Below are 15,867 nucleotides of genomic sequence, written 5' to 3' on the forward strand. Positions count from 1 at the left end.
CCATCCTTTTACTGCACTACTATGTTTGTGAAATATATATTTTGAATTACATTTTCACCTAGTTGTATATTTAATGTATTTTTTATTTCTTCTTTTATGTTATTTAAATTCTCAGCAGTAAAATCATCTGCTCTTTTTGCCATAAGGCAATTTATAATATTATCCCTAATTAAAGGTGTATTTTTTTCTATATCTTTATATGAAGAATCATAAGATACAGTTATTGATACTTTTAGATATCTTACACCTTCATCAGCTAGCTTCAATACCATTTCTTCTAAGTCAAGATTTTCTGTCTTTACTTCATCCTTACTTTTTCCTGTTGGAATAAACAAACCTATAATCTTGTCAACTTGTTTATTTCCACCTTCACCTAATATAAAAAAACCTGCTCCTGCTGAGAAAATAATCAGTATCAAAATAATTAGAATAATTTTTTTATTTTTGAACAAACCTCTTCCTCCTAGTCAATAGTTATAAGTATATTAACTCTTCTATTCTCAGCCCTTCCCTTTGCTGTTTCATTTGACACCAAAGGTTGATACTCTCCACATCCTGTTGCCGAAAATAGTCTAGGGTCCATGCCCTTTTCTTCTACAAAGTATCTTACAACACTTACTGCTCTACTAGAAGATAAATCCCAATTGGATTCATGTGTACTTGATTTTACAGGTACATTATCAGTATGGCCTTCTATAACTATCTTATTTTTCATCATTTTTATCATGTCATATACTTTATTGAGAGTAGCTTTACTATCTAATTTTAATTCAGAAATTCCAGAGTCAAATAAAATTGAATCATCTAACTCTAGTAAAATCCCTCTACTATCATCTTTAACTGTTACACTATTTTGTAAGTTAGAATTATTAACTTTATCTTTTAAATCCTGTTCTAAGTTTGATTTATCATTTTTATTGACTAAAACACTATCTATTGGAGATTTCTCACTTGTACTTGAACCTGTGCTAAATATACTTGTCCCAGAAAACTGACCTTTTAACGCATCTGCTATATTTTTGAATTTTTCCATATCTACAACTGATGTGGCATACAATAATACGAAAAATGTAAGAATCAGTGTTATTGTATCTGCATAAGTAGCTAACCATGCATCTGGATTTATCTCATCCTTTTTCTTATTTTTTTTACGCGCCATCGCTCATTGCTCTTTCTTTATTTTTAGTAGATTTCATAACCTGTAACTTCTCATTGTTTGAAAGGTATGCCGCTAAACGTTCCTCAACAACTATACTGCTTTCTCCAGATTGTATACTTATTATACCTTCCAGCATCATTTCTTTTACATAAATTTCTTTTTCAGTCTTCTCATCTATATTATATGCAATTGGGTTCAAAGCGATATTGGCAAGTAAAGAACCATAAAATGTCGTAATTAATGCCTTTCCCATACCAGATGCTATTAAATCTGGAGATGTAAGGTCAGCTAGCATTTGTATAAGACCTATTAGTGTCCCCAACATCCCAAATGCAGGTGAGAAAGTCCCCCAAGTTTTAAATAGTTTTGAATATCTGTTATTTGTATCTTCAACAGAGTCTATCTCTAGTTCTAAGATAGACCTTATCTCATTTATTTCCAGACCATCAATGCATAGCTCTAATCCCTTCTTCATAAATGGGTCTTGTATTTCCATTATATCGCTTTCTATTGATAAAAGACCTTCTTTTCTAGCTTTTTTAGAAAGTGTTTTAAATTGTTCTAGTAAATCTAATTTTGATACACTCATTGTTTTAAATGAGTACTGTAATGCATTTTTTATAAGCTTTATATCATCTATAGTAAATGTAATCATTAGAGCTCCAAATGACCCAAGCACTGTGATTAATATTGATGAAAAATCAAAAAAATTCTTTAACCCTGAACTACTTCCTTTTGCGGCACCAACTAAAACTAATGCTGTAGATACTATTAGTCCAATAAATGTCAGTGAATCTGTTTTTTTCATTATTTTTCGCTCCTAATATAACCTACATTTATTTTTCTTTTATACTTTATTACTTTATCTACTATCTCATCTACTGACTCTTTTACAAGATTTTTTTCTCCTGTTGTAAGAAGAATTCTACTTTCTGGAACGGAGTCAATTCTCACTATAAGGTCTGAATTTAATATGTATATTCTTCCGTTTAAATCCGTTAATCTTATCATAATATGTACCTACTATCTCTTAAGATTTATTATTTCTTGAAGTATCTCATCTGATGTTGATATTATTTTACTGTTTGCTTGGAAAGACCTACTTGCTACTATCATTTCCGTAAACTCTTCTGCTATATCTACATTTGAAGCTTCTATTGCTCCTTGTATTATTGTTCCTGTAGCACCTGCTATTTGTGCGTCTCCTGAGTTTGCTGATGGTTTAAATAAGTTTCCTCCAGCTGCATCTAGCCCTGCTGGATTTTGGAATGCATAAGTTTGTACTTTTTGTATTTTACCATCATTAATATTTAAGCCAGATGGATCTCCTACTTTTTTACCAGCAGGAATATCATACACAAACTGAGTTCTTTGACCATCACTCAACAAAAATTCTACTGTTCCATCCTTGGATATGTTATACTCTAATACATTTTGAACTGTACCATCTTTAGGGCTTACACTTTGAAGTGGTATTACAATAGGCTCCTTTCCTTCTGCAGCAGCATTTTTAGTAAATTCACCAGTATCAGCATTATATGTACCCTTATAAACTTCGCCTTGTAACATATACCCTTCACCATTTACAAGTCTTCCTCCTTTAACACCTGCCAAAGATCCTGCTATTGCCTTAAATCCTGTATCTAAGTTAAAAGAACCATCTCTTGTATACATAATTATACCTTGTCTTACTACTGGAAAATATCCATCTCCATCTATCATTAAATCTGATCGTCTATTAGTTGTCTGTACATTTCCTTGTGTCATATCTTTATTTATACTTGATATCTTACTACCTACACCTACTTGTCCTAAGTTTGTCCCTCCTAGTGCCGCTGTTGGAGCACTTGCATATAGTACCGTTTGATAAAATGAATCTGACATTCTAGCTGAACTTTTCTTAAATGAAGTAGTCCCAGCATTGGCTACGTTGTTACCTATTACATCTAGTTTTGTTTGATTTGCTTTCATTCCACTTACACCTGAATACATTGCTTTTATCATGACTTTACCTCTTTTCCTATTTAATATTATGCTTCTTCTGGAGAGCTTTCTTCTTCATCTGAATTTGCTTCCCCTATTTTAAGTAATTTTTCATATTTAACATCTACAGTTTTGTCACTACCTTCTACCTTTAATTCTAAGTATACTTCTCCATCTTTTATATATGTGGACTTTACTACACCTATAATGTTTTCATCTTCTTTCTCTTCTCCAGATACTTCTACTTCTTTACCAATTAATGATGTTGCCATGCCCAACGCAGAGTTTATTAGAGTAGAGTTACTTAAGGCTAAAAGTATATCTAGCTTATCATTCATAGCTGACATTTTTTCTAAAGTTGCAAACTGCGCTAATTGTGATACATACTCCGTTGGGTCTTGTGGATTCATTGGGTCTTGATTACCCATCTGTGCTACAAGTATCTTCATAAACAAGTCTTTATCAGCATCATCACCTTGTCCTATAATTGGAGTCCCATTATCTGTTACTGTCTGATTTCCTTTACTTCTAACTTGTTTATTGGCAATATCATTAATATTTCTTTCAAGTTGGCTTAAATTATTTGACCTATAATTTCCCAGAGTTCCTGTCAAAGCCGTTGCTATTCCGTACATACAATACTTCCCCCTTACTAAGCTAGTAAATCTACTCTATCATCATCAATAATATTTTCTTTAATCTCATCTTCTATGACTACATTGTTACGCTTATTGTTTGCATTCCGCTTACTCATGTTTTCTTGGTTATTTTGTCTATTCTGTTGTTCAAATGCTTTATCAAAAGTGTCTGATGTATTTCTATTATCACTATGCATTTGCACTGATACATCTTTTATATTTACATTTGTAAGTTCAAGATGTTGCTTTAAATCTGTTATATTTTTATTTATTGAGTCAAAGACATCTTTATTGAAAACAGTCACAACAGCTCTCATACTTTCACCATCTTTTAGCAATTGTATGTTCATATCTCCTAATTCTTTTGGTCTCAATTTAATTGTTAATTCTTGTATATCATTTGTTTTCATATGCTTAATAGCTTTTATAGAATCGTCCATTACATTTGATTCTATCTGTTTTAAATTGATATTATCACTTTTAACTTTATTCATATCAACGCTTTTATTTATTACTTGACCAAAATTCCTGCTCTTATTTCCATTGATTCCTGCTAGTTTTTCCAAAATATCAGAACTATCATCTCTTTGCTTATTTGAGTTAAGATTGCCGATTCTATTACTATCAAAATTATACAAGTCTATACTTTTAGTATCATCTTCTGTAGTTTTACTAATTACTGCAAAATTTTCACTATCATTATTATCTAAAAGCTCTGTTAATTTCATTAGGTCTAAATTTTGCATATCATCAGAGTTATTTGTATTAGCCTTGTTTAGTTTCGAATTTTGATTTGAAATCTTATTCAATATATCTTTATTAAGTTTAAGTTCTTGTTTTAATTCATGTGGTATATTTAGTTTTTCTATATTATTCAATATAGAGTTTATATCTTTACCTTTTTTATCATTATTTAAAAGATTCAATAATTGTTGTAAAACCTCATTACTGCAATCTTTTTCATACGTACTTTCATATTCTAAGTGATTACTTTTATCCTCATCTAAATGACACTCATTATCATCATTTTCTGGTTTATTTGAACTTACATTTTGCTTGCTTACTTCTTTTCTATCTTTAACTTGTTTATTGCCTGTTGCCTTATATAGATTATCTTCAAATTTATTATTTTTTATATTTTTATTCTTAGATGAACTTTTTTTATCCTCAATATCTTTAATAATATTATAAGAATCTGCTTGTATCTTCATACAATAATATCCTCACTTCCTACTATTCTTATAGAACTTGTCTATTTCTCAAATAACTCATACTTGCAAACTCATCATTAGTGTTTTGTTCTTTTAAATTTTCTTCTTTATAATACTGTCCATACTTTTTTTCTTTTAATTTTTCTAATGATTTTCTTTCTATCTGTTTGTTTATAAGCTGCTTTCTAGCTTTTTCAAGTTCATTTGTTGACTTATCCAACTCTTCTGATAAATCCATTATAGAGTTGTTTAAAGCTAACAAATAGTTAATAGTTATTTTTTGATTTTGAATACTATCGTTATTTTTACTTATCGAATATTTGCTATAATTACTTTCTAAGTTTTCTAAATTAGTCTCTATATCTATTTTTTTTTGTTGAATCTTAGCAAATTCCATTTTTATTTCTTCTTCATCTTTCATTTTTAAGTCTAAAACTTTCTGTAATCTAAACTTAAAATTTTTATCCAATTCAATCACAACCTATTCAAATATTTTTTTAAATTATTTATTCAAAGATTCTTCTCAAATTACTTATAGTTTCATTAAAAGAACTCTTTTCATTTATCCCTTGTTTTAAAAAATTAATAATATGCTCATGATAATAGATTGCTTCATCTATTTTTTTATTTGTACCTGAAGCATATGCACCTATATTTATCAAATCTTCTGCTTCTCTATACTCAGAAAGCATATCTCTTGCAAATGATGCTATTTTTATATCTTCTTTTGAAGCAATCTCATTCATAAGTCTGCTCAAACTATTCAATACGTCTATAGAAGGATAATGATTCTTATTTGCCAAATCTCTAGATAAAACTATATGACCATCAAGTATCCCTCTTGTGGTATCTGCTATTGGCTCATTAAAGTCATCTCCATCAACTAATACTGTATAAAATGCAGTTATAGAACCTTTATCTGATGTCCCTGTTCTCTCCATAAGTTTTGGCAAAAGGGCAAATACAGATGGTGTATATCCTTTTTGAGCTGGTGGCTCTCCTATTGCTATACCAACCTCTCTTTGTGCCATAGCAAATCTAGTTACTGAATCCATCATAAGTATTACTTTTTTGCCCTGATCTCTGAAATACTCTGCTATTGCAGTAGCAGTAAGAGCACCTTTTAATCTAACCAAAGGGGCTTTATCTGATGTTGCACATACAACAACAGATTTTTTCATTCCCTCTTCACCTAAATCTTTATCAATAAAATCTAGTACTTCTCTCCCTCTTTCTCCAACAAGGGCAATTACATTTACATCTGCTTTTGCATTTCTAGCAATCATACCTAGAGTTGTACTCTTACCGACTCCACTTCCTGCAAATATTCCTATTCTCTGCCCTTCACCACAAGTAGTAAATGCATCTATTGCTCTTACACCTGTTTCCATTATATTTCGTATCTTTTTTCTCTTCATTGGGTCAGGAGGTTCATTATTCAAGTTGTATCTATCTCCTAAAACAACTTCTGAGTTATCTATAGGATTTCCAAGACCATCAAGTACTTTACCTAGTAAATTATCACTACACATAACACTTAAAGGTATCCCCTTAGAAATAACTTTACAACCAGGTGCTATCAATGTTAACTCTCCTAATGCCATTAATATTATTACTTCTTTATCTTTAAAACCTACTACTTCACAATTCACTGGTTTATTGACTTGATTATATATAACACATAACTCTCCAACAAAAGCTTTTATGCCTTCAACTTCTACAGTAAGTCCTATTATTTTCTTAACTCTACCTTCCGATATAGTGAGTTTTAAGTTTTCTATTTTCTTATTTATTTTGTCAAAATCTATAAATATATCAGCTTTATACATACTTTATTCACCAAGCAATTCTTCTTTTAGTTTTTCTATAGCACAATCGATACCAACTATTATTCTTCCATTTTCCTTTTGTATAATAGCATTTCCTTTATCTATGCTATCATCTGCAATAACAAATACACTTGATTTTAATGATGTTTCTTCCTTAAATAATTCAAGTTCTTTCTCTACATTATCTTTATAGAAAGAATTACATCTTACTATAAATGAACTACTTCCTTCATAATCTTGAATAATTTGCTTTAACAAATCACTCATAGATTCTTCATCTTCAAAGTGCTTTTTTAAAATAGAACTAACCATATTAATAGCAAGCCTTATAATCTCTTTATTTTTTTCTTTTATGTACTCAGTCATCTTTTCATTAGCTTGTAATAAGATTAAATTTGCCTGATTTTTTATAAAATCTGCTTCATCTTTAGCTTTTTGGGTATATTCATCATATGACTCTTTATATCCATCCTCATATCCATTTTTTTGACCTTGACTATACCCTTTTTCATATGCTTGTTTTTCTATATTTTGTGCATTTGTTCTTGCTTCTTCTAATATCTCATTCTTTTTTATCTCAGCAGATTCTATAGTTTCTTTTATTACCTCGTCCCTAAATCTACAATCTTTTTCTTTATTTATGTTTGATTCTCCCACTCTAGCTTTATCTATTATGGTTAAATCTAGCACTCCTTTATATGATGCTTTTTTATTTTTAATAATCTTATTACTCAACAAAGTCATCACCAAAATTCCTTACAATAGCTATAGCACCTTCTCTTTCAAGTTTTCTTACACTATTTACTATCTTTTGTTGAGCAGCCTCAACCTGTGTAACCTTTATGACACCAACCATTTCCATTTCTTCTTTAAGTGCATCTGCTGCCCTAGAGGATTGATTTCTATATATAGCATTTGAAATCTCATCATCCACACCTTTTAAGGCATACACTAAATCCTTCATAGTTACTTCTTTTAACACTTTTTGTATACTTATATCATCCAGCTTAACAATGTCTTCAAAGACAAATATGTGAGATTTAATTTGAGCTGCTAAAGCTGGGTCTTGTTCTTCAATAGTTCCCAAAATATTCTTTTCTGTTTTTCTATCAGAGTTAATCAATATTTGGACTAAAGTAGATACTCCTCCATAATCTTTAAAATCATCACCACTTATTGAATGTAATTTATCTTCTAATGAACTTTCAATTACTTTTATTACTTCTGGAGATATTGAACCCATTGAACTTATTCTCATAGCTACTTCATTTTGTAAATCAAAATCTAAATATGATAAAACTTCTGCTCCATTTTCTGGCTCCATATGTGCAAGTAAAACGGCTATAGTTTGTGCACTTTCATTTCTAAGTATTTCTAATATTTTCTTTACATCTAGTTTTATAATATGTTTAAAAGGCTTTGTACTTGTATTTATTGATACACCTTCAAGTAATTTATTTGCTTTAGAATTTCCCAAAGCATTACTTAACAACTCTCTTGCATATTCAAGCCCACCTTCTATAACATAATCTTTTGCTCTATTTATTTCTACAAACTCTTTTAAAATTTCTCTTCTTTCTTTTGAAGCTATTGAAGAAATATTTGCAATTTCCAAACCTATTTTTTGAACTTGTTTATCAGGTAGACTTTTTATTATATCACTAGACACAGTTGGACCTAATGTCATTAATAGTACAGCAGCTTTTTTTAAACCCTCACCTTCTACCTTCTCATCCTTATCACTTTCATTTATATCACTCAAGTCAAACGCATTAACATTTGTAATTTCCGTGGACACGTTCTATCCCCCTTACTCATTTAACCAAGTCTTTATTATCTCTGTTACTTGGTCTGGTTTTTCTTCTGCATACATTTTAACAGCTTCCTCTAATGTCAGTTCTGGGTCATCTCCTAATAGAGGATTATCTTTCCTATCAATAGAATCAGATTTTGAACTATGCTCTTCATCTTCATAATCCATATCTTCTTGTTCACTTCTCTTCTTATATATTAAGTATCCAATAGCACCAACTGCTATCACTGCCACTACTCCAATAACTGCTTTTATTATGTTCTTTTTAAATCCTTCTTTCTTAATCTCTTCCAGCTCTTGTTTAGCTTCTGCCTTCCCTTCTGGGTCAAATACCATTGAAACAACGCTAAGAGTATCTCCCCTCGCTTCATCCATACCTATAGCATTATTAACAATATCTTCTACGTCAGCTTGAACACCTTTAGCTATTTTTCCATCTATCGCAACAGAAGCTGTCAATCTGTTAAGTTCTCCAGGTGCAACTATAGTATGAGTTTCAATCTTACCTGTTTCATACTCAAAACTCTCATCTAAACTATCTTCTGTATTAGTACCATTGTTATTTCCTTGGTTATTCATGTTAGCATCTACACCTTGAACATTATTTGTAGCAGATTTAGATGAATTTTTCGACCTAGTTTCCTTTATAGCAACTTTATCAGGGTCAATTTTTATTTCAGTTTTTTCAGCTGTATCAAAACTTAAATCAGCATTTACTGTGACTTTTACTTTTCCTGTGCCAAATATTGGCTCTAGCATTTCTAAAATAGATTTTTCCAGCTGTTTATTTAATGCTTGTTCAGACGCCTTATTTTTATCAACACTAATACCACTATTTATTGGTTGATTATTTGCATCAACTTCTTCATCATCTAAAATACCTTCAGATAATAAATTCATTTTGTTATCAATGACCTGAACATTTTTCTCTGGTATATTTGTAACACTTCCTGATATAAGCGCCATAACCGATTTTATTTGATTTTTCTCTAAAGTTGTTCCTGGCTTTAACATCAAATAAACTGCTGCACTTCCTGGAACAGCCTCCTTCTCAAATACTGATGACTCTCCAAATGTTATATGTACTCTAGTATCTTCCACTTGTGGAAAACTCTTGATTGTTTTTTCTATTTCACCTTGCATCATTCTTTGTTTCTTAATTTGAAACTCTTCATCAGTAAGCCCTATTGATGAACTATCATCCATTAGTGCAAATCCTTTAGAACCACCTGTAAGACTTGGTGCTAACTCCAGTCTTAACTTATCAACTTCTGTTCTAGGTACATAGATTGTACTTCCCTTTACCTTAGTATCTATCTTTCTAGATTCTAACTCTGCTGATATATCTGCAGCATCTTGAACATCTAGTTCTGAAAATAAGACTGCATACTTATTTTTACTTGCAGATATTGCTGTAAATACTAGCGCTAAACATATAGCAATAATTCCTATACCTAATGCTATCTTAGTTCCCTTTTTTAGAGAACTTATCTTTGTCCTAGATTTAGCAACTTGCTCCTTAATCTTATTTTTAAAACTGGCTATCATTGATTATTACTCCTGTTCAAAAGGCTAAATTTGTACTTTATTCATTTCTTGATATGCATCATGAATCTTATTTCTAACTTCTATTAAATATTGCATAGATAGCTGTGCTTCTTGACCTATTAACATAACTTCATGCATAGAAACATCTTCGCCTTTTATAAATTTTTCTTTCATATTGTCTGCTGTTACTTGTTGAAAATTAACTTTATCTATAGTATCTATTATTACATCTTCAAAGTTCTTCTTTTCTTCTTCATTATTAAGATTTAACGGTTTTGTTTCTCCAATCAAGTTATCTAACTTTGCACCTTGCATTAAATTGTTAATTTGTGTAATTGGCATAATTTATCCCTACTTTCCGATTTCCAAAGCTTTCGATATCATAGATTTCTGAGCATTCAATGTATCTATGTTAGAATCATATGCTCGTGAAGCTGTTATTAAATCTGTCATTTCAACCAATATATTTACATTTGGATATTCTACATATCCATTTGGCTTTGCATCTGGATGAGATGGGTCATATACTTCTTTAAGAGGTGATTTATCATCTTCAACAGATGTGACTTTAACTCCTAGCATACCTAATTTATTATCATAATTTTCTTCAAATGAAACGACTTTTCTCCTATATGCTTCTCCATTTGGACCTCTTGTAGCATTTATATTAGCTACATTGGATGATATGATATCCATTTTCAAACTTTCTGCTGTTAATCCACTAGCAGAAATTCTCATTCCACTGAACACACTCATCTTCTAATTACCTCCCACTTATTATTGATTTAGTCATTGCTATTTTTCCATTTGCAAAACTTATCAAAGCATTATATTGTAATGTTGCCATTGCTTGATTTACTTTTTCCTCTTCTATGTCTACATTATTACCATCTACTCTTAATCCTTTAGAATTATCTGTTTTTTCTTCTATTTTGGGCATGGTATCATTTAATGTTTCTTCAAAAGTTACATAGTGTCTTTTATAACCTTCAGTATTTATATTTGCTACATTATTTGCTATTGTCTGGCTTCTTAGGTTAGTTGCATCTAATCCCATTTTTATAATGTCATATGTATTCACACTCACTCCTCCTCAAAATATATTTTATCTATTTTATTTATTAATAAAAAATGAAGTTGCTATATTACAAAAAATAACTTCTTTATTTATCTAAATTAAATCCATTTCCACTAGATTAATACGGTAATATATACATTTAGTAAGAAAACTAATATCTTTCCAGTGAATCTCATTGAAAATATAAAAAAATTTTAATATGTATTTAAATATTTCTTCAGAAAGTTGCCTTTTTTTGTAAAATAGTAACTTTTTAAGATAATTTATCTTTATTTCAAGTTATAATTGGTAAAATATGTTATTATATGTACTTTCTACTGCAATAAAATAACTTTCCCATAACAAAATGACTGCCAAAAAGGCAGTCATTCCAGACTCCTCCTACGTATACAATATACTTAGGACTCTTTTTGGCAACTGGCTGACATAGCTTGTATATACAAACCTTAGTCCCTATAGCTTTGCGTCACTAGATTTCTCCAGATTTGCCTATTTAGTTTTAACTTAAGTATACAATAAATAACAAATTTTTTAAATATTTTTTTAAATATTTTTTCTATATAATTTTTTAATTTAATTTCTAATATCAATATTATTTTTAATATACTTATATTTATAACATTTAACTTATATAATGTATATATATATTAAAAATATACAAAAATTTACAATATAAAATAAATTTATTCTAAGTTCACCTTTTATGCCAATCTTATTAAAATAATCTATTCTAACATTATTTTCCAATTTAACATTTAAGCATTCATATTTCTTTTAAATTTTTCTTTCTATTCCCTCTTTCGTTGTTAAAAAACTTGTATTTTTTCACTACTTTTGATAAATTTTATTTTAGACTTGTTATATATGAATACAATTTAAAATGTCATATAAGCTAACAGAATAAAACAATAAAGGGTCAAACTTTAATTAATTTGCCCTTTTATCATTTTATATTTATCGAAATTGATAGGTTTTTAACTATTTTCCAAACCTAAATTTACCTACTTATGAATTGATTTTAATTAAATATGATTATTTAAAACATATTCTAGTATATTAGTATGTATTTTTTCACCACAACTGCCGTCTGTATTTGATAGTACACTATTTAAAGAATTTAATCTTTGATTTAGCTTATAGTCATTATTGTTTTTTACTAAGTTCATAAATTTTATTAAATCCATTCCATCTTCTCCCACTACATAATTTGAAAATATATCAAAGATTCTTGAATCATAATATTCATGTTCCATATTTATATCATAAATTAATATAGGTTTCTTTGTTTGAATATATTCTATTAATACAGAAGACCTATCTGTTATTAAAGCATGAGATAAGTTGAATGATTCATAGTAAGATACAGAGTCATCTAAAATAATATTATTTTTTGTAGATATTGAATCTAACAAAACTTTGTATCTATTAAAACATTCTGGAACTTTAGATTTTACATACTCAAGTTCTAAGGGATGTGGTCTATATATAAGACCATACTCTTGGCTATTTTCAATAATATCAAACACATTTTCAATCTCATCAATAACACCATCTTTACCATTAGGTATTTTCATTAGATTAGTTGTCCATAATAAAATGATTTTACCCTTTAATTTAGATTCATATTCTTTATTTATATTATTCTGTTTTAAATTGTAAATTAAAGAATCAAATTTCGGAGACCCAATTGTTAATATTTTATTTTTATTTATACCACTACATTCTGCTATAATTTCAAATGCAGGAGATTGCACAATAACCTTATCAAAATTTCTAGATGCTATCAATCCATAAAAATTTAAGTAAAAACTAACAGGATAAGTTCCAGATATTCCATAAGCAACATATACAAGCATATTAGTATATCGTTTCAAGTTATAAGAAAAATAATTACTATCTACCATAGTCGCATTGTTACAGTCATCATATTGATTATGAACATATATTATATCAGGCTTTTCCTTAGATAAATCAAAATCATCATAATGTATTATTGGAACATCTTCAGGAAAATCATTACCTTCATATGCATATATTTGAGTTATACCATTAGGCGTATCAATTAACTTGTAATAAGGTATGGGAACTACATAGCAGTCACACTTCTCATCCAAAACCGCAGATTTCCAGATACTTTCTAAGCTATTCCACATTTTAGCATTATAAGGCATAAATACAATTTTAGTTTTTTTATCTAGACTATTTTCTATTATATTTGATAAATAGTTTAAATTACTTATGATAAGTTCACAATCTTCAATAAGTCTTATATTTTTATACATGGAAAGTCTTAAAATTTTTACATAAGTTTCATCAATTAAATTCAACAAGTTTTTGTTGCTTCTTCCAGAGTTATTTATATATTTTTTCATATAATTAATAGCTTCAAGAGATGAATTAACTATTGATTCACTTAAATTATTATTTTTTATATACTCAATACCCTCTATAAGTATTTGTATAAGATTTAAAACTTCATTTTTTTTGTTATAGTTCATCAGATTCACCTTAATTTTAATTTTATTTATATTAAAACTATCGCTTTAGTATAAAATAATGCCTTTCTGTATCAGAGTATTGACTTATATCTGTTAAGAAGCTTTTGCTTTCAACAATTTCAAATCCTTCATCTAGTAATGGTTTTAAAATTTCTTCATATTCTTCTATAGTTCTATATATAACATTATATTCTGAATTTAATTCTTTCGAGTAAAATTCTTTTAAAGTTAATCTCTTATTTATTCCAATAGGGATAGATAGATAGATAGATGCTTTTTTATCTAATATTCCTAATAAGTTTTTCAATGCTATTTTTAGTTCATCGTCATTTATATACATTGTGACACCTGCCAATAGAATCGTATCAAATGGCATTTTAGATTTAACTTTTGTATCATATGGAGTATTGGTAAAATCACATACTTGAAAATCACAGTCATTATCAGGAAATCTTTTTTTAGCAATAGCTATTAAGTCTTCAGCAAAATCTGTCCCAAGGTAATAGTTACATATAGGAACTATATAATCAGCTAACCTACCTACCCCACAACCTATATCCAATATATTTGAATTTCTAGTTATATTTAGTTTAGGAATTATTATTTCTTTTTCATATTTATCTAAAGTGTTAGCATAATCAGGATTTTGATCATTACATTTCACTGAAATATAGGGATTATCTGGAGTATGCTTTTTAGCTCGTCTATTCCAAAATTCTTGAACAGTATCTTTTTTTATATCTACATGTTTTTCATAAATTCTCGTTGAATTATCCATATAAAATCTCCTTTATTTTTTGTTCCTATACCATTTTAAAGCTTCATTATATTCTTCAGGTGTATCAATTTCCCTTAATTCAACATGTGCTATTTTAAGTGGTAAGTTAGGTGAAATCATTTTATATACATGATTTGTACCAGAGCTTAAATTTTTAGAATATATTTTGAACAGACCTGTCCACTCATAATCTCCATTTGTCCTTGAGAACTCTGTAGCAAACTCTCCACCATTAATAAAGTCTGTTTTAACATAGACAGGGTCTTTAGTATAGGGTTGACATACACCAATAATTTCTCCATCTGTGTTAACAAAATTATCGAAATCTTCTTTGAAAAAAAGTATATCACCATCTAGCGATATAATAGTATTTCTAGAATATTTTTTGCCTAAAGATAAGCTTGCAGCAGTCTTAGTATTTAAGTAATCATGATTGAATACAAACATTATATCTTTACGATAAGAGCATACAACTTCAATTAATTTTTCTGCTTGAAAGCCTACTACAATACGTATGTCATCATAATCATCAAGGCATTCTAGTTGCCTTATTATTAGTGGTTTTCCATCTATATCTATTAATGACTTATTTAAATTTAATCCTAGTCTGCTTCCTCTACCTGCACAGTTTATAACAATTGTTTTAGTAGTTGGCATAAACGTTCCTCCTCATAAAATGCATAATCACATACTTTCAATATTCCAGGAGCTATAGGTCTTACCCCTCCAAATCCAATTCCAATATCAGCATTCTCTATCATTTTTATATCATTACTACCATCACCAACTGCAACTATGGGACCTTTCATTTTTTTTATAATATCTTCTTTTTTTATTATAACTTTAATTTTATCAATGAAATCACCATTTGAATGAGCTATAGATGAATAATATTTATTTTCTAAAGAAAGCTCTTTCATTAAATCACAAATCCAAAGATCTAAATTATTTGTTACGACAGTACATCTATCTGGATTTTCTTTTATAAACTTTACAATTTTTTCATTAAGATTAATCTTAGTAACTATACTTTTAACTTTAGAAATAGGAATATATTTTAATAAATCAACTCTTTTCTTAAAACTTTCCTCAAAAGATAAATTTCCTAGCATAGTTTCATTTGTAAGATTTTGCATAAGTTCATATTTATTTATACACTTAGAAATCTCAGGAAGTATTTCTTGTTTAGTTAATGTTGAATCTAAATCAAAAACAAATTTATAATTTTTCATTTCATACCCTTTCATTGAAGCATAAAATCCTATTTTTGAGTAATAAGTACATCAAACAATATTGAGTTAGAAATTTCAATAAATTTACAGAGTTCATAAT

General features: G+C 28.8%; 19 protein-coding genes and 1 riboswitch. All 19 genes read right to left on the reverse strand.

What is annotated here, in order from left to right; all coding sequences use genetic code 11:
* Window positions 1–8: 8 nt before the first annotated feature.
* The 19 genes from fliL to KGF42_RS13720 all read right to left on the reverse strand — a co-directional run bounded on the left by fliL (window position 9) and on the right by KGF42_RS13720 (window position 15,767).
* Complete coding sequence (gene fliL, locus KGF42_RS13630) at window positions 9–452, reverse strand: flagellar basal body-associated protein FliL (RefSeq protein WP_054272265.1); 444 nt, start codon at window positions 450–452, stop codon at window positions 9–11.
* Between the two features lie 11 nt (window positions 453–463).
* Complete coding sequence (locus KGF42_RS13635) at window positions 464–1,159, reverse strand: OmpA family protein (RefSeq protein ID WP_227821283.1); 696 nt, start codon at window positions 1,157–1,159, stop codon at window positions 464–466.
* Entirely contained in the window at window positions 1,149–1,967 is an 819-nt protein-coding gene (locus tag KGF42_RS13640) for a MotA/TolQ/ExbB proton channel family protein (protein ID WP_227821284.1), read from the reverse strand. Before KGF42_RS13640 ends, KGF42_RS13635 begins: the two co-directional genes overlap by 11 nt.
* On the reverse strand, window positions 1,967–2,170 hold the full coding sequence (locus KGF42_RS13645) for a flagellar FlbD family protein (RefSeq protein ID WP_227821285.1): 204 nt from the start codon (window positions 2,168–2,170) through the stop codon (window positions 1,967–1,969). Before KGF42_RS13645 ends, KGF42_RS13640 begins: the two co-directional genes overlap by 1 nt.
* Window positions 2,171–2,182: 12 nt before the next feature.
* Complete coding sequence (locus tag KGF42_RS13650) at window positions 2,183–3,163, reverse strand: flagellar hook-basal body complex protein (RefSeq protein WP_227821286.1); 981 nt, start codon at window positions 3,161–3,163, stop codon at window positions 2,183–2,185.
* A gap of 26 nt (window positions 3,164–3,189) precedes the next feature.
* Window positions 3,190–3,777 (reverse strand): flagellar hook capping FlgD N-terminal domain-containing protein, encoded by a 588-nt coding sequence (locus KGF42_RS13655; protein WP_227821287.1) that lies wholly within the window; start codon window positions 3,775–3,777, stop codon window positions 3,190–3,192.
* Between the two features lie 17 nt (window positions 3,778–3,794).
* Window positions 3,795–4,991 carry a flagellar hook-length control protein FliK gene (locus KGF42_RS13660; protein WP_227821288.1) on the reverse strand — a complete coding sequence of 399 codons (1,197 nt, stop codon included), beginning with the start codon at window positions 4,989–4,991 and terminating at the stop codon, window positions 3,795–3,797.
* A gap of 28 nt (window positions 4,992–5,019) precedes the next feature.
* Entirely contained in the window at window positions 5,020–5,469 is a 450-nt protein-coding gene (gene fliJ, locus KGF42_RS13665; RefSeq protein ID WP_227821289.1) for a flagellar export protein FliJ, read from the reverse strand.
* A 28-nt stretch (window positions 5,470–5,497) separates the two neighbouring features.
* The gene (gene fliI / locus KGF42_RS13670; protein ID WP_227821290.1) at window positions 5,498–6,820 is read right to left on the reverse strand and encodes a flagellar protein export ATPase FliI; all 1,323 of its coding nucleotides are present in this window, start codon (window positions 6,818–6,820) and stop codon (window positions 5,498–5,500) included.
* Between the two features lie 3 nt (window positions 6,821–6,823).
* Window positions 6,824–7,564, reverse strand: a complete 741-nt coding sequence (locus KGF42_RS13675) for a FliH/SctL family protein (protein WP_227826509.1) — start codon at window positions 7,562–7,564, stop codon at window positions 6,824–6,826.
* On the reverse strand, window positions 7,548–8,618 hold the full coding sequence (fliG, locus tag KGF42_RS13680; RefSeq protein WP_227821291.1) for a flagellar motor switch protein FliG: 1,071 nt from the start codon (window positions 8,616–8,618) through the stop codon (window positions 7,548–7,550). The genes KGF42_RS13675 and fliG overlap by 17 nt, the downstream gene beginning before the upstream one ends.
* 12 nt (window positions 8,619–8,630) lie before the next feature.
* Window positions 8,631–10,181: a flagellar basal-body MS-ring/collar protein FliF gene (fliF, locus tag KGF42_RS13685; protein ID WP_227826510.1), complete on the reverse strand. Its 1,551-nt coding sequence runs from the start codon at window positions 10,179–10,181 to the stop codon at window positions 8,631–8,633.
* A 24-nt stretch (window positions 10,182–10,205) separates the two neighbouring features.
* Window positions 10,206–10,523 (reverse strand): flagellar hook-basal body complex protein FliE, encoded by a 318-nt coding sequence (fliE, locus tag KGF42_RS13690; RefSeq protein WP_227821293.1) that lies wholly within the window; start codon window positions 10,521–10,523, stop codon window positions 10,206–10,208.
* Window positions 10,524–10,532: 9 nt separating this feature from the next.
* The gene (gene flgC / locus KGF42_RS13695; protein WP_227821294.1) at window positions 10,533–10,937 is read right to left on the reverse strand and encodes a flagellar basal body rod protein FlgC; all 405 of its coding nucleotides are present in this window, start codon (window positions 10,935–10,937) and stop codon (window positions 10,533–10,535) included.
* A 7-nt stretch (window positions 10,938–10,944) separates the two neighbouring features.
* Window positions 10,945–11,262, reverse strand: a complete 318-nt coding sequence (flgB, locus tag KGF42_RS13700) for a flagellar basal body rod protein FlgB (RefSeq protein WP_227821295.1) — start codon at window positions 11,260–11,262, stop codon at window positions 10,945–10,947.
* Between the two features lie 406 nt (window positions 11,263–11,668).
* Window positions 11,669–11,759, reverse strand: a riboswitch (cyclic di-GMP riboswitch).
* A 522-nt stretch (window positions 11,760–12,281) separates the two neighbouring features.
* On the reverse strand, window positions 12,282–13,757 hold the full coding sequence (locus KGF42_RS13705; RefSeq protein WP_227826511.1) for a CDP-glycerol glycerophosphotransferase family protein: 1,476 nt from the start codon (window positions 13,755–13,757) through the stop codon (window positions 12,282–12,284).
* Between the two features lie 37 nt (window positions 13,758–13,794).
* A complete protein-coding gene (locus tag KGF42_RS13710) occupies window positions 13,795–14,535 on the reverse strand; it encodes a class I SAM-dependent methyltransferase (RefSeq protein ID WP_227826512.1) in 741 nt (246 codons plus the stop codon).
* Between the two features lie 12 nt (window positions 14,536–14,547).
* On the reverse strand, window positions 14,548–15,192 hold the full coding sequence (locus tag KGF42_RS13715) for an NTP transferase domain-containing protein (protein ID WP_227826513.1): 645 nt from the start codon (window positions 15,190–15,192) through the stop codon (window positions 14,548–14,550).
* The gene (locus KGF42_RS13720) at window positions 15,165–15,767 is read right to left on the reverse strand and encodes an HAD-IB family phosphatase (RefSeq protein WP_227826514.1); all 603 of its coding nucleotides are present in this window, start codon (window positions 15,765–15,767) and stop codon (window positions 15,165–15,167) included. Before KGF42_RS13720 ends, KGF42_RS13715 begins: the two co-directional genes overlap by 28 nt.
* Window positions 15,768–15,867: the final 100 nt, after the last annotated feature.

Origin of the sequence: Clostridioides sp. ZZV15-6383 (assembly GCF_020657735.1) — a bacterium.
Lineage (GTDB): Bacteria > Bacillota > Clostridia > Peptostreptococcales > Peptostreptococcaceae > Clostridioides > Clostridioides difficile_D.